19 protein-coding genes are annotated in these 19,448 nt (G+C 62.3%); 8 read left to right on the top strand and 11 right to left on the bottom strand.

Annotated features, from left to right (window positions below; genetic code table 11):
- Positions 1-21: 21 nt before the first annotated feature.
- Positions 22-696: a DUF3313 domain-containing protein gene (locus J1D76_RS23305; protein WP_421140683.1), complete on the top strand. Its 675-nt coding sequence runs from the start codon at positions 22-24 to the stop codon at positions 694-696.
- Positions 697-734: 38 nt separating this feature from the next.
- On the opposite strand, the gene ligD is transcribed toward J1D76_RS23305, so the two are convergent.
- Complete coding sequence (gene ligD, locus J1D76_RS23300) at positions 735-3,344, bottom strand: DNA ligase D (protein WP_421140682.1); 2,610 nt, start codon at positions 3,342-3,344, stop codon at positions 735-737.
- A gap of 293 nt (positions 3,345-3,637) precedes the next feature.
- Positions 3,638-4,375 (bottom strand): tellurite resistance TerB family protein, encoded by a 738-nt coding sequence (locus tag J1D76_RS23295; protein ID WP_421140681.1) that lies wholly within the window; start codon positions 4,373-4,375, stop codon positions 3,638-3,640.
- A 259-nt stretch (positions 4,376-4,634) separates the two neighbouring features.
- Here J1D76_RS23295 and pcsA point away from each other — a divergent pair, with 259 nt between their 5' ends.
- Positions 4,635-5,357, top strand: a complete 723-nt coding sequence (pcsA, locus tag J1D76_RS23290) for a phosphatidylcholine synthase (protein WP_421140680.1) — start codon at positions 4,635-4,637, stop codon at positions 5,355-5,357.
- Positions 5,358-5,359: 2 nt separating this feature from the next.
- Positions 5,360-5,746 carry a DUF488 domain-containing protein gene (locus J1D76_RS23285; RefSeq protein WP_421140679.1) on the top strand — a complete coding sequence of 129 codons (387 nt, stop codon included), beginning with the start codon at positions 5,360-5,362 and terminating at the stop codon, positions 5,744-5,746.
- A 128-nt stretch (positions 5,747-5,874) separates the two neighbouring features.
- On the opposite strand, the gene J1D76_RS23280 is transcribed toward J1D76_RS23285, so the two are convergent.
- Positions 5,875-6,687, bottom strand: coding sequence for a class I SAM-dependent methyltransferase (locus J1D76_RS23280; protein ID WP_421140678.1), 813 nt, complete (start codon positions 6,685-6,687; stop codon positions 5,875-5,877).
- A 44-nt stretch (positions 6,688-6,731) separates the two neighbouring features.
- Positions 6,732-7,001, bottom strand: a complete 270-nt coding sequence (locus J1D76_RS23275) for a DUF4242 domain-containing protein (RefSeq protein ID WP_421140677.1) — start codon at positions 6,999-7,001, stop codon at positions 6,732-6,734.
- Between the two features lie 178 nt (positions 7,002-7,179).
- On the opposite strand from J1D76_RS23275, the gene J1D76_RS23270 reads away from it, so the two are divergent.
- Positions 7,180-8,172, top strand: coding sequence for an AraC family transcriptional regulator (locus tag J1D76_RS23270; RefSeq protein ID WP_421140676.1), 993 nt, complete (start codon positions 7,180-7,182; stop codon positions 8,170-8,172).
- Between the two features lie 9 nt (positions 8,173-8,181).
- Here J1D76_RS23270 and J1D76_RS23265 read toward each other — a convergent pair whose 3' ends face one another.
- From J1D76_RS23265 to J1D76_RS23255, 3 genes are all read right to left on the bottom strand, one after another.
- The gene (locus J1D76_RS23265; protein ID WP_421140675.1) at positions 8,182-9,399 is read right to left on the bottom strand and encodes a cytochrome c biogenesis protein DipZ; all 1,218 of its coding nucleotides are present in this window, start codon (positions 9,397-9,399) and stop codon (positions 8,182-8,184) included.
- A 146-nt stretch (positions 9,400-9,545) separates the two neighbouring features.
- The gene (locus J1D76_RS23260; RefSeq protein ID WP_421140674.1) at positions 9,546-9,758 is read right to left on the bottom strand and encodes a hypothetical protein; all 213 of its coding nucleotides are present in this window, start codon (positions 9,756-9,758) and stop codon (positions 9,546-9,548) included.
- A 47-nt stretch (positions 9,759-9,805) separates the two neighbouring features.
- Positions 9,806-10,069: a DUF2790 domain-containing protein gene (locus tag J1D76_RS23255; protein ID WP_421140673.1), complete on the bottom strand. Its 264-nt coding sequence runs from the start codon at positions 10,067-10,069 to the stop codon at positions 9,806-9,808.
- Between the two features lie 308 nt (positions 10,070-10,377).
- On the opposite strand from J1D76_RS23255, the gene J1D76_RS23250 reads away from it, so the two are divergent.
- Both J1D76_RS23250 and J1D76_RS23245 read left to right on the top strand, forming a co-directional pair.
- Positions 10,378-11,118, top strand: coding sequence for a response regulator (locus J1D76_RS23250; RefSeq protein WP_421140672.1), 741 nt, complete (start codon positions 10,378-10,380; stop codon positions 11,116-11,118).
- A complete protein-coding gene (locus tag J1D76_RS23245; protein WP_421140671.1) occupies positions 11,115-12,440 on the top strand; it encodes an ATP-binding protein in 1,326 nt (441 codons plus the stop codon). Before J1D76_RS23250 ends, J1D76_RS23245 begins: the two co-directional genes overlap by 4 nt.
- Positions 12,441-12,624: 184 nt before the next feature.
- Here the strand turns inward: J1D76_RS23245 and J1D76_RS23240 are convergent, their stop codons facing one another.
- Entirely contained in the window at positions 12,625-13,380 is a 756-nt protein-coding gene (locus J1D76_RS23240; RefSeq protein WP_421140670.1) for a DNA-binding domain-containing protein, read from the bottom strand.
- Between the two features lie 3 nt (positions 13,381-13,383).
- Entirely contained in the window at positions 13,384-14,214 is an 831-nt protein-coding gene (locus tag J1D76_RS23235; protein WP_421140669.1) for a DUF692 domain-containing protein, read from the bottom strand.
- 420 nt (positions 14,215-14,634) lie between these two features.
- Between J1D76_RS23235 and J1D76_RS23230 the strand changes: the two genes are divergently transcribed.
- Together J1D76_RS23230 and J1D76_RS23225 are read left to right on the top strand one after the other, a co-directional pair.
- Positions 14,635-15,681, top strand: a complete 1,047-nt coding sequence (locus J1D76_RS23230; RefSeq protein WP_421140668.1) for a class I SAM-dependent methyltransferase — start codon at positions 14,635-14,637, stop codon at positions 15,679-15,681.
- A 66-nt stretch (positions 15,682-15,747) separates the two neighbouring features.
- A complete protein-coding gene (locus tag J1D76_RS23225; protein ID WP_421140667.1) occupies positions 15,748-16,590 on the top strand; it encodes an NAD-dependent protein deacetylase in 843 nt (280 codons plus the stop codon).
- Positions 16,591-16,690: 100 nt separating this feature from the next.
- On the opposite strand, the gene J1D76_RS23220 is transcribed toward J1D76_RS23225, so the two are convergent.
- Both J1D76_RS23220 and J1D76_RS23215 read right to left on the bottom strand, forming a co-directional pair.
- Positions 16,691-17,272, bottom strand: a complete 582-nt coding sequence (locus J1D76_RS23220; protein ID WP_421140666.1) for a hypothetical protein — start codon at positions 17,270-17,272, stop codon at positions 16,691-16,693.
- Position 17,273: 1 nt separating this feature from the next.
- Positions 17,274-19,442 (bottom strand): molybdopterin cofactor-binding domain-containing protein, encoded by a 2,169-nt coding sequence (locus tag J1D76_RS23215; protein WP_421140665.1) that lies wholly within the window; start codon positions 19,440-19,442, stop codon positions 17,274-17,276.
- Between the last annotated feature and the right edge of the window lie 6 nt (positions 19,443-19,448).

Below are 19,448 nucleotides of genomic sequence, written 5' to 3'. Positions count from 1 at the left end.
ATCCAAGGAGTAAACACCACTATGAATCTATCCCGAAAACTGCTCGTCGGCGCCGCGCTGGCCAGTCTGATGCTGGGCGGTTGCACTTCGAAAGTGACTGAGAAGGAGCAGTACTCAGGCTACCTGTCCAACTACAACAACCTGCAGGAAGTCGAAACGCCGAGCGGCGGAACCGCGATGCGCTGGGTCAGCCCTTCGTGGAACCCGAATGCCTATGACACCGTGGTGTTTAACAAACTGGAGCTCTACCCTGCCCCCAAACCCAATGAGCGCGTCAACCAGCAAACGCTGGCCGACATTCAGAACTACATGACGTCCAAGGCCAAGGCCACACTGGGTCAGAAATACCGTGTAGTGGCCAACAGCTCTGCCGCACCGGCGGGTTCACGGCCCCTGATCATGCGCGCGGCGATTACCGGTGTTAACGCCGAAAACGAAGGCATGAAGTGGTATGAAGTGGTCCCCATCGCTGCGGTAGTGGGCGCAACCCAGGCCGCCACCGGTCACCGTGACCAGGAAACCACCCTGTTCATCGAAGCCGAGTTCATCGACGCCAAGACCAACCAGACCGTGGCCAAAGTGGTGCGCAAAGTGTTCGGCACCGCCCTGGATAACGAAAGCCAGAAGATCACCGCCAAAGACTTCAAGGCAGCAATCGACAAACTGGGCAGTGACTTCCAGGCCTTCCTGAAGTAACACCCACCCTCTGTGGCGAGCGAACTTGCCACAGAGGGTTACTTTGCGGACCCTCCCGATGACTGCTTCATGCCGATCCGCCGACGCATTTGGGCGGTGATCGCTTGCCGTGTCTTGGACATGTCCGCCCACGGTTCATCCCCCACCTCAGCCAGCCGCTCAAGTACGTTGTGCACGCTCCATTGATTGCCGCCCTTGAGTTCGGCAACCTCCTCGCGAAAGATCGGCACCGACACCGGCAACCCTTCGCGGGTACGCACGGCATACGCGCAAATGGTGGTCGCGCCGAGACCGTTGCGCAGGTAATCGATGAAGATCCGCCCGACCCGATTCTTCGGCCCCGACACCGCGGAAAATCGTTCCGGCAGCAGCTTGGCCATGTGGCTGACAATGGCATGGCTGAAGTCCTTGACCTCATCCCAACCGAGCTTGCGGGTCAACGGCACGACCACGTGAATACCCTTGCCGCCGCTGGTTTTCAGAAACGCCTTGAGCCCCAACTCATCGAGGACCGACAGCGTCAGTTGCGTGGCCTCGACCATGCGTTTCCACGGCAGCGCCGGGTCCGGGTCGAGGTCGAGGACAAAGCGGTCAGGCTTGTCGAGATTGTCCGAGGTGGCGTTCCAGGTGTGCAGTTCCACGGTGCTCATCTGCACCGCGCCAATCAGCGCTTCTGCGTTGTTGATGAGCATGACCGGCTGGCCGGTCAACTGCTTGTCCAGCGTGGTGATGCCGGGAATAGCCAGGTGCTCGGCGTTTTTCTGGAAGAACAGTTCGCCGCCGATACCGTCCGGCGCACGCACCAACGCCACCGGGCGGTCCTTGAGCTCGGGCAGGATCCACTCGGCGACGCTCGCGTAATACTGCGCCAATTGCAGTTTGGTGGTGCCGCTGGCGGGGTCGATGACCCGGTCCGGGTGAGTGATGCGCACCTTGCCGTTCTCAAGGCCGATCTGTGAGGGGGCCGGCGCGGTTTTCTTGGGCATGCTTTTCTTGGGTATGGTTTTCTTGGGTGTAGTTTTTTTCGCAGTGGAGGTCTTCACGGTTTTCGCGCGCTCCTCGGTGATGGCTTTTGCCGGTTTGTCGTTGCGCAGGCCATGGAACACGGCATGGCGTACTGAGCCGTCCTTGGTCATTTCGGCGAAGGCCACTTCGCCCAGCAATTGGGGTTTGAGCCAGTGCACATCCCGCACCTCGGAACCGCTGGGTGGGTTGACCACGGATGGTTTTTTCGTCTGCAACGGCTTGAGCTGTTCGTGAATGCTGCGCAGGGTCGCTTCGGTGAACCCGGTGCCGACCTTGCCGGCATAGCGCAACTCGCCGCTGTCACGATCATGCAGGCCCAGCAGCAATGCACCGAAGGCATGCCGCGAGCCTTTAGGATCGGTGAAGCCAACGATCACAAACTCTTGCCGATGCTGGCACTTGAGCTTGATCCAGTCGCTGCTGCGCCGGGAAACATAAGGTGACCCGAGGCGCTTGCCGATCAGGCCTTCCATACGCATCTGGCAAGCGCTGTTAAGCAAGGCGTGAGGCTCTTCGCCAAACGATTCGGAGAAGCGCAGCAGCGGCTGCTCGTGGGCCCTGAGCACGGTCGCCAACGCGGTCCGGCGCTCTTCGACCGGGACTTCGCGCAAGTCCACGCCGTTGAGGTACGGCAGGTCGAACAGGTAGTAGAGAATGCCCTCGCTGCGCTCCGCCTCGAAGGCGTTTTGCAGTGCCTGGAAGTCCGGCACGCCTTGTTCATCGGCCACCACCATTTCACCGTCCAGCCAAGCCGACTCAAGGCCCAGTGCGGCCAGGGCCTTGGCCTGGCCTGGCAACTTGTGGGTCCAGTCATGGCCGTTGCGTGTGATGAGCTTGACGTCGTCGTGGTCGATGCGGGCCATGATCCGGTAGCCGTCGAACTTGATTTCGTAGCTCCAGGGGCCGTCAGGGACTTTCTCCACCAGCGTCGCCAACTCGGGCTTGAGCACGTCCGGCAATTTGGCCTTGCGTGCGCCGGTCAGTGGTGAGGATTTTTGCTGGGCGCAGGGTTTCCTGACCGGTTTGGACTTGCGGGTCGATTTGGCAGGTTTGTCGAGAATGCTACGGTCGCTGAGGACGCTGTCGGGCTCGGCGCTGAGCACGTCGTAGTCGCTCTGCGCACGGGCGGCGCCGTCCTGGTGCTTGATCAAGAACCATTGTTCCTGCTTGCCCGGCATGTGCGTGCGCACCAGGTTCCACAGGCCACCGAGTTTCTCCCCTTGCAACTCGAACTTCAGCCGCCCTTTGGCATAGGCCTTGTGCGGGTCATCCTGGGGAATCCAGATGCCGCGATCCCAGACGATCACCTCGCCCGCACCATAGTGCCCCTCGGGAATGCTGCCTTCGAAGGTGGCGTAGGTCAGCGGGTGATCTTCGACATGCACGGCCAAGCGCTTGACGGTTGGGTCCAGCGAGGGGCCCTTGGGCACGGCCCAGCTCTTCAGCGCGCCGTCGAGTTCCAGGCGAAAGTCATAATGCAGGTGCGAGGCGTCATGCTTTTGAATGCAAAACTGCAGGGCATGGGCCTTGGCTGCTTTTTTGCGCGGGGACTTGTCGGCGGCGGGCTCGGAAGTCGCCGAGAAATCACGCATACGGTTGTAGTCATCGAGATTGCGGGTCATGGCTCACCTGCCTAGCGCCAGGACGTTGAATGCAAACGTCTCCTAACTCAGCAGAGCCGGCAAGCGGCGCAATAATTCAATTGGCCTTGAAAATGCCCGGACAGACGGGCTTGTGACGCGGGTTGATCCACACATCCAACATCGATGTCACCTGACGCGCCGCCTTCGCTGGCAAGCCAGCTCCTACAATGGGTTTTCCGTACATCAATTGCGCGTACACCCAAAACCCTGTAGGCGCTGGCTTGCCAGCGAAGGGGCCAGCAAACCCACCAGCAATACCGCCTGGCAACCCCTCAGGCAGTGCCCTTGGCCTGCTGTTCCAGGTGCACTTGCAACTGCGGGTCGATCTTCAATGCCGCGGCCAGCTCATCCAGATAATTACGCTCGGCGTCCTGCTGATCGTCCACCAGCATCACGCTCGCCAGGTACATCTCCGAGGCCATGGCCGGGTCGGTGGCCGACTGTGCCACGTCTTTAGCGTCCAAAGGCTTCGCGACTTCGTCGTCCAGCCATTGCTGCAATTGCGGATCATCGGTGTGACGGCCGATTTCCGTACTGATCATCTGCTGCTCGGCGGCATCGATCCGCCCATCGGCCTTGGCGGCGGCAATCAATGCCCGCAGGATCGCATGGCTGTGCTCTTCAGCTTCCGGGCCGGCCAGCAAATCGACGGTGCGCGGTGCCTGCTGTGGCGCCGACGCCTGATTGCGTTGCCACGCCTGGTACGCCTGGAAAGCCATCATGCCCAGTGACGCCAGCGCCGCATAATTGGTGCCGCCACCGGAACGACTCTGCGGCGCGCCACCCATCGGCGAACCACCGCCCAGCAACCCACCGAGCAAGCCGCCCAACCCGCCAGCACCACCGACACCGGCACTCGCGCCCGCACCGGCGCCACCGCCCAACAACCCGCCGAGCAATCCACCCAGGTCGCCGAGCCCGCCCTGGGGCGCCGCGCCACCACCACCCTGTTGCGCCATCGAGCCCTGGCCGGCGCGCAATAATTGTTCGAGCAGATCGCTGGTGTTCATGACGCTGTCCTCTTTGCAAGCGTTTATGCGGTCAGGCAACGATAGTCCTCGCAGATGAATGTGCCAGCACCGTTGGGCCGACACCTGCGCGCCGGGATGGATTTGTGCGGGGTATTTCTTGCTGGCGCAGCTAAGATTCAAGGGGTGGTGAACCTTATTCGCCGATACCCGGTCGATACCTGCAAACCGACCCGGTTTGCCACCGCCCCCCGTGCGCGGGGTGATAACTGGCTGGCTTCATTCACTGGAGAACGCCCCTGTGATCTCAACCCTACACATCGCCAGGCTCAAAGCGTGGGGCGCCCATGGTTTTACGGCCACTGGCGTGGTCACCGCGTTTCTCGCCACGCTGTCCCTGCTGGATAACCAGCCGACCCATTGCCTGCTATGGCTGGGTGTCGCGCTGATCGTCGACGGCCTCGACGGTGCGCTGGCACGCAAGGTCAACGTGCAGTCGGTACTGCCGAGTTTCGATGGGTCGATCCTCGACCTGGTGATCGATTACCTGACCTATGTATTCATCCCGGCGCTGTTCATCTATCGCTACATTCCGCTGCCGGACTACACCCTGCTGCTGAGCGTGTCGCTGATTCTGGTGTCGTCGCTGTTCTGCTTCTGCAACGTCAACATGAAGAGCAAGGACAACTACTTCCAGGGTTTTCCCGCGGCCTGGAACGTGGTTGCCCTGTGCCTGTACATCATCGCCCCGTCGCCGTGGATCACCTTCCTGACCCTCATCGGCCTGGCGCTGCTGACGGTGACCCGAATGAAATTCCTCCACCCGTTCCGCGTGCGCCGGTTCATGCCGGTCAACATTGCGGTGACGGCCATCTGGTTGCTGTGCAGCTTGTCGCTGGTGCTCAATCATCCGGTGATCAACCCCCTGGTGATGGGTTTGTGGCTGTTGATGTCGGCCTACTTCCTGGGCATTTGCTTGTGGCGCACGGCACTGGAGTGGTTCGACACGTCGAGGCCCAAGTAACCATGCCGGTGCATATCGTCCAGCTCGGCTCGCCCCGCCGCCCGCACGAAGGACTGCGCCTGGGCACGGTTCGCCGCCCTCCCCGTGGCGTGCCGAAAGCGGAGTTCGCCCGTCGGGATTTTTACGATGCCTGGGTGCCGCTGTTGTCACCCAGCACGCAGCTCGTGGCCGAGGCCAGGGCGGTGCAGGATGCCCCCGCCTGGGAGGCTTTTCGGCGCAAGTTCAAGGCCGAGATGAATCAGCCCGCCGCCAGCCAGATGCTCGACCTGCTGGCCGCACTGTCCCATCACACGTCGCTGGCCGTAGGTTGTTATTGCGAGGAGGAAGCGCATTGTCACCGGTCGGTGTTGCGCGAATTGCTGGAGGCGCGTGGGGCAGACGTCATCTGACCGACAACTCCTATCCCCTGTAGGGGCGAGCCTGCTCGCGAAAGCGGTGGATCAGACACATTCACTGCAACTGGAAGACCGCTATCGCGAGCAAGCTCGCGCCTACAGGGGCGATGCATTGTTATGGATCAACGCCGCGTGATAACCACCTCCAGGTATTCACTGGGCACCACCAGCGATGCCTCCCCCGCCCGATTCGTCCGGTTGATCAATGCAGTCAGGTCCGTCTCCAGGGCCTGGGCGCCATCGGCGGGCAAGGCGGCGAAGGCCTTGTGCATCGGCCCGTACCAGTCGCGGAAAGTGTCGATGAAATGCGCCGCCGAGCGATAACGGAAATTGAACGTGCGACGGGTCACCTGCAACAGAAATTGCCGCTCGTCGAAATGCTCATGCAGCCACGCTTCGGTGCCCCAACGTGAGGGCGGGCTCGCCCCCGGCGGCGGTGGCAGGTGCTGGCCGAGGGCCCTGAACATCTGGCCGACGAAACCTTCCGGCGTCCAGTTGGCCAGGCCGATCCGCCCACCGGGGCGACATACTCGCGCCAGTTCCGTGGCGGCTTTGGACTGATCCGGGGTGAACATCACGCCGAAGGTTGAAAGTACGGCATCAAAGCTGCCGTCGGCGAAGGGCAAGGCTTCAGCATCGGCGACCTGGAAGTTGATGTTCAGGCGTTCGGCGCGGGCCCGTTCTTCGCCGCGTTCGAGCAAGGCGCCGACGTAGTCGGTGGACGTCACCTGGCAGCCACGGCGCGCGGCGGCAAGGCTGGCGTTACCGTTGCCGGCGGCCACGTCGAGCACGCGTTCATCGCACAACAGGTCGCAGGCTTCGGCCAGTTGCTCTCCGACGATTTGCAGGGTGGTGCCGATCACGGCGTAGTCGCCGCTGGCCCACGTGGCCATTTGGCGGTTTTTCAAGGCAGTCAGATCAATGGGTGTACTCATGGAGACGGTCTCTGGGTTGAAACACGAATCGGGGCCGGCCGCGATTACTCCGCGGTCGTCGGATCGATGACATTCATCACCTGGGAAATGCGGTTGGCGGGAAAGCCACTGATCCTGGCGTGTTCCTCGATTTGCGCCGCGCTCGGCGCGATGTACACGCAGTACAGCTTGTCACCGGTGACATAGCTGTGCAGCCACTGCACTTCTGGCAATTCACGCAACGCTTGGCAGGATTTTAGCGAAGCGGCTTTCAAATCCCTTTCCGACAGAGCTCCGGCGCCCTGGATCTCACGTTCAATGACGAACTTTGGCATGGCAACCTCTCTTTCTTGTTCTGGTCAGCAGGGCCGGCATTGACCCTGAGGACCCACTATCGCGCCGACCAGGGATGGCGTCCTGTCCGATCGTCGCCCAACCCTGCCCGATCGTCCGGAGATTCCACGTGGCGCGCCAAGGCGCTCACAATCAGCAATCCTCCCACGGAACCTCCCTATGGACGCTCTGTCACAGACCCTGCGCGTGGTGCACCTGGTCGGCGCGATCTTCATCAATGCCCGGTTCAGCGCGCCTTGGTGCTATCAGTCGCCCGGGGCTGACACCGCCGCGCCGTTCCTGGAGCCGGGTGCGGAACGGATCGTGATTTTTCACCTGATCACCGAGGGCGAGTGCTACGTCGAATTGGGCGATGACCCACCGCTGCTGCTGAGCGCCGGCGACGTGGTGATCTTCGCCCAGGGCGACGCCCATCGCATGTGCTCGCGCCCAGGACTGCCACCGGTCACGGGGGCGCGACTGGACGCCGTGCTGGCGCGTCGGCCGCGACAACTGAGCCATGGCGGCGGTGGCGCGGTCACGCGCCTGGTGTGCGGTTACCTGGCCTGCGACACGCGGCTGGCCGGTATGTTGCTCAAAGGCTTGCCGCCTGTAGTGCGGGTCAATGTCCGCGGTTCAAGCGCCGGGATCTGGCTGGAATCCTCGGTGCGCTACGCTCTCGCCGAAGCCCGCTCGCCCCGCCCCGGCGGCGAAGGAGTCTTGGCCAAACTGGCCGAAGTGTTGTTCATCGAAGTGTTGCGCCTGTACATGAACGAACAGGACGAAGGCCGCACCGGCTGGCTCGCCGGCGTGCGCGACCGCATCGTCGGCGCTGCCCTCAACGCCTTGCACAGCAAACCCTGCCACGCCTGGACCCTGGAAGAACTGGCGCGCACTGCCAACACTTCACGGTCGGTATTGGCCGAACGCTTCCAACAACTGGTGGGCATCTCGCCCATGCAATACCTGACGCAATGGCGCATGTTGCTCGCCGCCAACCTGCTGCGCAGCAGCAACAGCTCCCTGACGCGGATCGCCGAAGAGGTCGGCTACCAGACCGATACCGCCTTCAGCCGCGCCTTTCGCCGCGAGTACGGCGCGCCGCCAGCGACATGGCGGCGCGGGCAGGAGAAAAAAAATAAGGCCCACGAGGCGAGACCTATGAGCCATTGATCGAAAGGATTACGCCGCTGGCGTACTGGCCTTCACCTCCCCTAACAACTGCTGAATCATCTTCTCCTGCGCCTCATAACTCCCCTCGCCAAAGTGCGTATACCGCACCTGCCCCTTGGCATCGATCAGGTAGTGCGCCGGCCAGTACTGGTTGTCGAAGTTGCGCCAGATCGCGTAGTTGTTATCGATCGCCACCGGGTAGGTGATGCCGTACTCCTTCACCTTGGCCCTGACGTTGTCGATGATGCGTTCGAAGCCGTATTCAGGCGTGTGCACGCCGATCACCACCAGCCCGTCCTTTTCGTATTTCTTTGCCCAGTCCTTCACATACGGCAAGGTGTGCTTGCAGTTGATGCAGTCGAATGTCCAGAAGTCAACCAGCACCACTTTGCCTTTCAAGGCTTCGTTGCTCAGCGCGGGCGAATTGAGCCATTCCACGGCCCCGGCCAGCGACGGCATGGCGCCTTGGGCGTTGTCCATGCGGCTGTCGGCCTTGACCTTGCTGACCAGGTAATCGACGACTTTCGGTACGGTTTGCAGCACGCCTTTCTCGACGTTGCTGACGCCTTGCGATGAGCTGTTGGCCAACAGCAGATCGTTGGCTCCGGTGGCGATCACCGCAGCACCGGCCAGCACTGCCACCCCGGCGCCGCGACGCAGCCAGGCAGTGACCGGGATCGATGGTTTCAGGCGATTGACCAGACCGCGACCAGCAAAGATCAAGGTGCCGAGGGACAACGCACTGCCCGCGCCATAGGCCACCAGCAACAGGCTAGTACCGGCGTTGGCGCCTTGCAGCATGGCGCTGGTAAGGATCACCCCGAGGATCGGCCCGGCGCACGGAGCCCAGAGCAGCCCGGTGGCGACGCCGATCATGATCGCCGCCAACGGCCCGGACATCTTGCGCGAACCGGGGTCGATGCGATTGCCCAGCAGCACAAAAGGATAGGCCAGCCAGTCGCCAACCCGGGCGCAGATCAGCGACAGGGCGAACAACACCATCACTCCCAGCGCGACGTGGCGGCCGGTGTTGCTGGCCTGGGTCACCCACTCGCTGCTGACCACGGCCAGGCTGGAGACCAGGGCAAAGGTCAGGACCATGCCAGCGAGGGTCAACAGGATCGAGGCGCGTGTGCGGTTCGCCCCGGCAAACAGGAAGGGCACGACCGGCAGGATGCACGGGCTGAGGACGGTCAAGAGGCCGCCCAGGAAGGCGATAAGTAACATGGGATCACCTGATACACATGTAGAGAGCGACGCAAGACCCTGTAGGAGCTGGCTTGCCAGCGAAGACGTCGGCACGTTCAACACAGATGTCACCTGTTGGACCGCCTTCGCTGGCAAGCCAGCTCCTACAATGGGTTGGGATGTTTTCAAGCAGTCTGTTCGTCCAGCAACTGGCCCTGCGGTGTATGGCTGGCGCCGTCTTGGGCGAGAAAACCCTGGGCGTCCTTTTCTGCCACTGGCGTCAGTTGGAAGCAGGTGTTGCTGGCGCAGGCGCTTTGCTCGACCGAGGCGTTGGCATGGGCGGCCGCACCGGCGACGGAAAAGGCGATGGCGGTCAAGTAGCGGGAAACGTTGTTCATGATGTTCTTCCTGTTTCAATGGATTGGACGATGGTTAATCGCAACACTCAGTTTTCCGAGTTGCAGTGGTCGGCGAATTTGCGGTAATCCAGCACCTGGGTTTTCGACTGCGAGTCGAGGTAGGTCAGCCGCGCATTCACCACGCCGCAGGAAGGCGCAGCGTCTTCGCTCAGCGACACCACCTGCTTGATGTCCAGGTGAGTGCCGTAGGTGTAGGTTTGAGGCGTAACATCGGCTTCGGCACGGGCCGACAGGGTGCAGATGTTCAGGGCGGCAAACAGGCAAGCGGCGTAGACGGCTTTGGTGTTCATGGCGAGTTCCTCATGGTTTCAACAGGCTGATCGTTGGTGGGTCCGAGGCGGTTGGGCTTGCCTCGATGGAACCTATTAAAAGCCTGCGAGGTATCTCGTCTGTGTCGGGAATCGGCGCGAATCAATCGCTGCGTATCAGAACAGGGTCTGGATACACAGCCATACAATTGCTCCTTAAAACCGGCTTTTTTTGCCTTCCTGTGTATCCGCAGGCAGGCCGGATACACTGCAATACAAAGGGCGGCAGGCGACCCCGCTCCGGCTCGATAGACTGTGTGGAAACTCCCCTTTCTCAGAGGTTTGGCCCAATGGATCACGTTGATCACATCCTCATCGTCGACGACGACCGCGAAATCCGCGAGCTGGTCGGCAACTACCTGAAGAAGAACGGCTTGCGCACCACCGTCGTGGCGGATGGACGGCAGATGCGCGCGTTCCTTGAAACCACCCCGGTGGACCTGATCGTGCTGGACATCATGATGCCGGGGGACGATGGCCTGCTGCTCTGCCGCGAATTGCGTGCAGGCAAACACAAGGCCACGCCGGTGTTGATGCTCACCGCCCGCAACGATGAAACCGACCGCATCCTCGGCTTGGAAATGGGCGCCGACGATTACCTGGTCAAGCCGTTCGCTGCCCGTGAACTGCTGGCGCGGATCAATGCCGTGCTGCGGCGCACCCGCATGCTGCCGCCGAACCTGGTGGTGACCGAAGCCGGCCGCCTGCTAGCCTTCGGGCGCTGGCGCCTGGACACCTCGGCCCGGCACCTGCTCGATCAGGATGGCACCATGGTCGCCCTGAGCGGTGCCGAGTACCGGTTGCTGCGGGTGTTTCTCGACCATCCGCAACGGGTGCTCAACCGCGATCAACTGCTCAACCTGACCCAAGGCCGCGACGCCGACCTGTTCGACCGCTCCATCGACCTGCTGGTCAGTCGCCTGCGCCAGCGCTTGCTCGATGACGCCCGCGAACCGGCCTACATCAAGACCGTGCGCAGCGAAGGTTATGTGTTCTCGCTACCGGTGGAAATCCTGGGCGATCCATCATGAGGCGGGCGTTGCATTGGCCGCGGACCCTGGCCTCGCGGCTGTCGCTGATTTTCCTGATTGGCCTGATCCTCGCCCAGGCATTGTCCTTCGGCGTGCAGTACTACGAACGCTACGAGTCGTCGAAAAACACCATGCTCGGCAACCTGGAAACCGACGTTTCCACCTCGATTGCCATCCTCGACCGCCTGCCCGCCGAGGAGCGGGCCAGTTGGCTGCAACAACTGGAGCGGCACAACTACAGCTACCTGCTCAACGAGGGTTCGCCGGGCACGCCGATCCGCACCGACATGCCCGATGCGCCCATCGCCATCGCCTCGATCAAGGACGCCATTGGTCACGATTACCCGATGACCTTCACCGACATCCCGGGGCCGAAAAAGCATTTTCAGGTGCACCTGAAACTGGCCGATGGCAGCCCGCTGACTATCGACGTCCGCCCGGCGATGGTGCCGTTGTCGCCATGGCTGCCCATCGTGTTGCTCGGGCAACTGGCGCTGATGCTCGTTTGCTGCTGGCTGGCGGTGCGAATCGCCATTCGCCCCCTCACCCGCCTCGCCGGTGCCGTCGAAACCCTGGACCCGAACGCCCACCCCGTACTCCTGGACGAAAAAGGCCCGACCGAAGTCGCCCACGCGGCCAAGGCCTTCAACGCGATGCAGGCGCGCATCGCGGCTTATCTGAAGGAGCGCATGCAATTGCTCGCGGCAATCTCCCATGACCTGCAAACGCCGATCACCCGCATGAAACTGCGCGCCGAGTTCATGGACGACTCCACCGAAAAAGACAAACTGTGGAACGACCTCGGTGAGATGGAGCACCTGGTCCGCGAAGGCGTGGCTTACGCCCGCAGCGTCCACGGTGCCACCGAAGAGAGCCGCCGCACCGATCTCGACTCCTTCCTCGACAGCCTGGTGTTCGACTATCAGGACATGGGCAAGGACGTACAACTGAGCGGCAAGAGTGCAGCCGTCATCGACACCCGTCCCCATGCCCTGCGCCGGGTACTGGTAAACCTCACGGACAACGCCTTGAAGTTTGCCGGCGCGGCCGAGTTGCAGGTGCTAAAGCGCACCGATGGCAACCTGTCGATCAAGATTCTCGATCGCGGCCCGGGGATTGCCGAGGACGAACTAAAGCAAGTGATGGAACCGTTCTACCGCGTGGAAAACTCCCGCAACCGCAGCACCGGCGGCACCGGGCTCGGGTTGGCAATCGCCCAGCAATTGGCAATCGCGATTGGCGGCTCGTTGACCTTGAGCAATCGTGAGGGTGGCGGATTGTGCGCGGAGTTGAAGCTACCAGGGCAGAAGGTTTCGGCCTAACCGCTAAACCGTAGGAGCTGGCTTGCCAGCTCCTACAGGGGTTTGTGGGTGTTCATGGAGCGTGAGGTTGACACCCGAAATTGTAGGAGCTGGCTTGCCAGCGAAGAGGCCGGCACATTCAACATCGCTGTCGCCTGCAAGGCCGCCTTCGCTGGCAAGCCAGCTCCTACAGGGGGTTGTGGGGTCAGATCACTCCGATAACGCCTTCCTCTTGCATTTGCCGCAATAGCGCCGAACCGCCCTCCAGAAACGCAGTAGATCCCACTGTCCCCGCCTCCGCCGCTAACCCTTGTAATTGCGCCAGCCCTGTCAGTTCGGGAAACTCTCCAATCCGCTGCAACAGCCGCCACGCCAACGGGCTCAGCTCGGAAAACTTCACACTCCAGTCTTGCGCACGTCGCACCAGTAACAATGTCGGTTGCGCCGCAGCCGCGTCAGGCTGGTAATCCGGCCCGAGCCTTTGCACTGGCCAGGCATACGCCAACGGCCAGGCCAGTGGCGACACGTGTAAGGGTCGATCCAGCAACGACCCGGCACCGCCGGCGGCCAAAGGCTCGGCGTCGGACTGTTGCAGCGCCATTTCTACCCACTCGTAATGCGCCAGTTCCACCATGAATGGCGGCCACGGTCCATCGCTCAACGGCTGTGGACCGCTCGCCAGAAACTCGACAAACTCCTGAGCGATCTCACCGAATTTCGGCGTTCGGGCGCGGTAGTCCCGCAGGAAGATGCGCACCAGCGAACGCCACTGCTCATCCCCCAAAATCCTGATCAATACCGGAAAAGTGCCGCTGAGCAGCGACGACAGATTGGCAAACACCAGATCGCGATACACCTGCGCCCGGGCAGGGTCCATTTCGGCCGGTGGCGCAAAGTGCTCAGGATCTCGCAGGTACTGGCCCAGGGTGCTTTGCTGTTGTTGCAACGACTGTGTACTCACAATTCAAACCTCCTGTTGCAGGCGGCGAATGGTCTGCAATTCCGCCACCAGTTCGGCGAATGCCGGAAAGTTGAAGTCGCGCTCCAGCAAGGTCGGTTGCGCACCGAATCGGGCGTAGGCCTGGGCCAGCAGCGACCACACCGCCGGTTTGACCGAGGCTCCGTGGGTGTCGATTTTCAAAGTATCGGACTCGTCGAAATGCCCGGCGATGTGCATGGCCACCACACGGTTCGGGTCGATAGCGGCGAGAAACGCCTGCGGATCGAAGCCGTGGTTGATCGAGTTGACGTACACGTTATTGACGTCCAGCAACAGATCGCAATCGGCCTCGCGCAACACCGCATTGGTGAAGGTGACCTCGTCCATGTCCTGCTGCGGCGCGGCGTAGTAGGAGACGTTTTCCACGGCCAGGCGCCGGCCAAGAATGTCCTGGGCCTGCCGGATACGCGCGGCGACGTGGTACACCGCCTCTTCGGTAAACGGCAACGGCAACAGGTCGTACAGGTGACCGTCATCGCTGCAATAGCTCAAGTGCTCGCTGTACAGCGGCACGTTGTAGTGGTCGAGAAAAACCCGGACTTCCTGCAAGAACCCGACATCCAGCGGCGACGGCCCGCCGAGGGACAGGGACAAGCCGTGACAAGACAACGGATAGCGCTCGGCCAATGCCCGCAGCGCCGCTCCGTGGGCACCGCCAATGCCGATCCAGTTTTCCGGCGCAACTTCCAGAAAGTCGAAATTACCAATTGGGGCTGCCTGCAAGTCTTTGAGTAAACCGCGACGCAGGCCAAGCCCTGCGCTGGCCCTGGTGACGGGAGGAATGGATGTCTGCATGATGTCGATCTCACCAATGTTCAAGGACGCGAGCTGGTGCCCGCCTTGAGACACAGTTAATCGAAAGGGTGTATCAGGACTGTGTGCGTCAGGGGTCAGCAATGGATGCCTGTGTATCGACATAGGGGCCAGACACATTGGCATACACAACACCCCTGTTGCCCGCACGGCCGTCTTCGCTGGCAAGCCAGCTCCTACAGTTATGCGACAAGCCGTGACTTTGCCTTCGACGGCGATCCTGTGTCCATCAGGAATCGGTAGCTTTCGTCGCGTCAGGCCGCACTACACAGCCCCCGGACTAAACTTAATGGACGCAGGACCGGCTCAGCGTCCTGCCCATTCCCACGACCACCGCCCAGCGGCGCATGCCTTGCCAGACAATGCCTCTGGACCGTGATCCTTATCGAAGGAGCACACGTGATGGACGAGGCCAGACTCAACGATTTCATGGGCAAACTGGTGAATGACATGGGCGGCGCGGCGATGCTCGCCAACGTCATCCTCGGCGAAGAGCTTGGCCTGTACCGGGCCATGGCCGACAGCCAGCCGATTACCCCCGAAACCCTCGCCGAAAAAACCGGCTGCAACACCCGCCTGCTGCGCGAATGGCTCAGCGCCCACGCCGCCTCTGGCTACATGGAGCACCGCGACGGCCAGTTCCGCCTGCCCGAAGAGCAAGCGCTGGCCCTGGCCATTGAGGACTCGCCGGTGTACATCGCCGGGGGCATCGGCGTGGTAGCGTCGTTTTTCCACGACAAGGACAAACTGGTCAACGCCATGCGCGGCGACGGTGCCCTGCCCTGGGGTGATCACCATCCGTGCATGTTCAGCGGCACCGAACGTTTCTTCCGCCCTGGCTATAAAGCCCATCTGATTGCCGAATGGCTGCCGGCCCTCGACGGCGTGGTGGCCAAACTGCAAGCCGGGGCCAACGTGGCGGACATCGGCTGCGGCCATGGTGCCTCGACGGTAATCATGGCCCAGGCATTCCCGGATTCGCGCTTCGTCGGCTTCGACTACCACGCCCCCTCCATCACCGTCGCCACCCAACGCGCCGAAGAAGGCGGTGTGTCCGGTCGGGCGCGGTTCTTCCAGGGCACGGCGAAAAGCTACCCCGGCGACGACTACGACCTGGTCTGCTATTTCGACTGCCTGCACGACATGGGCGACCCGGTGGGCGCAGCCAAACATGCCTATCAATCGCTGAAAGACGACGGCACGGTGCTGCTGGTCGAGCCTTATGCCAACGACCAACTCGACGACAACATCAACCCGGTCGGGCGCCTGTTCTACGCCGCCTCGACCTTCATCTGCACACCGAACTCGCTGTCCCAGGAAGTGGGCCTGGGCCTCGGCGCCCAGGCCGGTGAAGCGCGCCTTCGCAAAGTGTTCAGCGAAGCCGGATTCAGCCACTTCCGCCGGGCCACGCAAACGCCGTTCAATCTGATCCTGGAGGCCCGCAAATAAACCCCCGAATTGGTGTTGGGCAACTGCTACGCTGCAAGCATTGAAGTGCCCTGCGGAGTGTTGGACATGCTCGACTGGCAGACCCGTAACCAACTCGAGCGCCTCCATGGGTTCATGGCCGATGCGCCGTTTGCCGTGCTGACCGGCGCCGGCATCAGCACCCCCTCCGGCATCCCCGATTATCGCGACAGCCAGGGCGTGCGACGGGGCCGGCAGCCGATGATGTATCAGGAATTTCTCTCGGCCCCGCAATCCCGGCGTCGCTATTGGGCGCGGGCGATGCTCGGCTGGCCGCGGGTGCGCCTGGCGCAGCCGAATGTCGCCCATGACACCCTGGCGCATCTGCAAGGCATGCGGCAGATCAGCGGGCTGATCACGCAAAACGTCGACACCCTGCACGATCAGGCCGGCAGCCGCGATGTGATCGAACTCCACGGCAGTTTGCACCGGGTGCTGTGCCTGGATTGCGGCCAGCGCAGCGAACGCGATTCGATCCAACACCTGATGGAAGCCCAGAACCCGTACCTGGCCGGCGTCGACGCGGTGCAGGCGCCGGACGGCGACACCCTGCTCGACCCGGCCTTCGAGGCACGCTTCCAGGTCCCGCACTGCCCGCATTGCGCCGGGGAACGGATGAAACCGGATGTGGTGTTTTTTGGTGAAAACGTCGCGCAGGCTACGGCGGCCAAAGCCATGGCCGCCGTCGAGCAGGCGGCCGGGCTGCTGGTGGTCGGTTCGTCGTTGATGGCCTATTCGGCGTTTCGCTTGTGCCGCGCGGTGGTGGATCAGGGCAAGCCATTGATCGCAATCAATTTGGGCAAGACGCGGGCCGATGACATGCTTGATTTGAAAATTGAAGGGTCGTGCGAGCGGATACTGCCACTTCTGGCCGAACGTCTGTCCTCCTGACCCAATGTCTTGCAGGAGCCGGCTTAGAGGCCAGCATCACCACCTGACCCCATGCCTTCGCGAGCAAGCTCGCTCCTACACACTCACCGCATGCCACAGGTCAGCTCCCCGACACCGGGCACGGTCCGCCCGCATCGGCCCAGCGCTTGAACTGGGTGACGAAGATATCGTGCGGCACCGGCACCGGCGCGCGGCTGCCGCCCGGGTTCCAGCCCCACAACACCAGCTTGTCGTCGCTGACGTGCTTGATCAGCGCGGTAAAATCCCGATCGCCATTGCTGGAGCGATCCTTGATCATCGCGCAGAGCCGGTCGGCGGGCAGGCCGATCCAGGCCATGCGGTGCGCGGCCGGCGGCAGGCTCCAGTGCGGCGCACCCGGTGGCGCGTGCGGGCCGTAACTGTCCGGCGGATTGTTGTCGGCGTGACAAGTGGCGCACGGCAATCCGGCCGAGCCCTTGCCGTCCATGCCGCGCACGACATTCATCGCATGGGGCACGCCCGCATCGAATTGCAGCGGCGAATCACCGGGAATGTGGCAGTTCTGGCAACGAGGACTCTGGAACACCTTCTGTACCGTGCCGAACGCCTCCAACGCTTCGCGGTCATCGGCGAACAGGTGCGATGCATACGCGACCAGGCACACCAGGACCACCGTCCCCAGCAACCAATGATGGCGTTTCATTTCATACCCCCGACAACTGCAAGGGCAACTCGCGCAGGCGCTGCCCGGTCAGGGCAAACACCGCGTTGGCCACCGCCGGCGCCGTGGGCGGCACGCCGGCTTCGCCGATGCCGCCGGGTTTTTCGCTGCTGGGCACGATATGCACCTCGACCACCGGCATCTCGTTAAGCCGCAACACCTGGTAGTCGTGGTAATTGGACTGCACCACTTGCCCGTCCTTGATCGTCAGCTTGCTGTGCAAGGCAAAGCCCAGGCCAAAAGTGATGCACGACTCCATCTGTGCGGCGACGCTCTGCGGGTTGACCGCTATACCGCAGTCCACCGCACACACCACGCGGTGCACGCGGATCACGAGGTTGTCCTGGGACACCTCGGCCACCTGCGCCACATAGCTGCCGAAGGATTCATGCACTGCTACGCCCAGGGCATGGCCATCCGGCAGCGGCGCCGTCCAGTTGGCCTTCTCCACCGCAAGGTTGAGCACGCCAAGATGACGCGGATGATCCTTGAGCAACGTGCGCCGGTATTCCACCGGGTCCTTGCCCGCCGCCGTGGCCATCTCGTCGATCAGCGATTCCATGACGAACGCGGTGTGGCTGTGCCCGACCGAGCGTAGCCACAACACATTGATCCCGGTTTTCGGTGAGTGCAGTTCGATCTGGTGATTGGCCAGCCCTTCGAGATAGGGACTGTCCGCCACGCCTTCGACGGAGGTTTTGTCGATGCCGTCCTTGACCATGCTTGCCTCGAGGGACGTCCCGGCCATGATCGACTGCCCGACCAACACGTGCTTCCAGGCCAGCGGCAAGCCGTCGGCGCCCAGCCCGATCCGCGCATGGTGCAGGAACGCCGAGCGGTAATAGCCGCCACGGATGTCATCCTCCCGCGCCCACACGGTTTTTACCGGCGCACCGGCTGCCTTGGCGACATACACCGCTTCGCTGACGAAATCCGAGGTCGGATTGGCCCGACGCCCGAAGCCGCCGCCGAGAAACTCGGTATGGATCTCGACCTGTTCCGGCTTGAGCCCGGTGATTTTCCCCGCGACCATTTGGTCCAGGGTCTGGAATTGGGTGCCGGTCCAGATTTCACACTTGTCCTTGCTGATGCTCACCGTGCAATTGAGCGGCTCCATCGGCGCATGGGCCAGGTACGGCACGCTGTACTCGACATCAATGGTCTTGGCCGCTTTTGCCAGTGCAGCCTGGGTATCACCCGCCTGGCCGGCGTTCATCCCGGGCGTGGCGGCGAGTTTGCGGAAACTCTCCAGCAGTGCGTGGCTTTCAAGCCCGGCGTTCGGCCCCTGATCCCAATCGATTTTCAGCGCATCACGCCCCAGCTTCGCCGCCCAGTAGTGGTCGGCAATCACCGCAATACCCGTGGGCACTTGCACCACTTTGTGCACGCCCGGAATCGCCAATGCTTCTGCCCCTTCGAAGGATTTGACACTGCCGCCAAAGGTCGGTGAACGGGCGACCATCGCGGTCATCAACCCGTCAAACTGCACGTCCATACCGTATTTCGCCCGGCCGGTGATCTTCTCCGGGGTGTCGAGGCGCTGGGTGGGTTTACCGATCAGCCGCCAGTCTTTCGCGTCCTTGAGCTTGATCGAGGCCGGATCCGGCCGTGGCAATTGCCCGGCGTCATCGGCCAGTTCGCCGTAGGTGGCGCGATGCTCGCCTGCGATCACCACGCCCGATTCGGTATGAATTTCGGACGGTGCGACGTTGAAACGCTTGGCCGCCGCATCGATCAACATCAAGCGCGCCGCTGCCCCGGCCTGGCGATAGCGGTCGAACTCCATCCAGGTCGAGGTCGAACCGCCGGTAATCTGCATCCCGCCAAACCCGGGCATGCCGTAATCGGCGGCCGACGCCGGGGAATGCTCGACGCGAATTTTCGTCCAGTCGGCGTCCAGCTCTTCGGCGACCAGCATCGTCAGGCCGGTCCAGATGCCTTGGCCCATTTCCGAATGGCCGAGCAACACCGTGACGCTGTTGTCGTTGCCGATGCGCAGGAAGGCATTCGGCGCGAACACGTTGCCCGGGTTTTGCGCGCCCATCGCGAAACGGTGGGCGCCGGGGATGACAAAGGCCACCAGCAAACCGCCGCCCAACGCAGCACTGCCCTTGAGAAAACCCCGGCGCGATAACCTATTGATGTTGTTCATGGCCAC

It is taken from the genome of Pseudomonas sp. NFX15, from assembly GCF_049132105.1.
GTDB lineage: Bacteria > Pseudomonadota > Gammaproteobacteria > Pseudomonadales > Pseudomonadaceae > Aquipseudomonas.
Note: the sequence above shows the minus strand (reverse complement) of the source record. Positions and strands in the feature narration are given on the sequence as shown.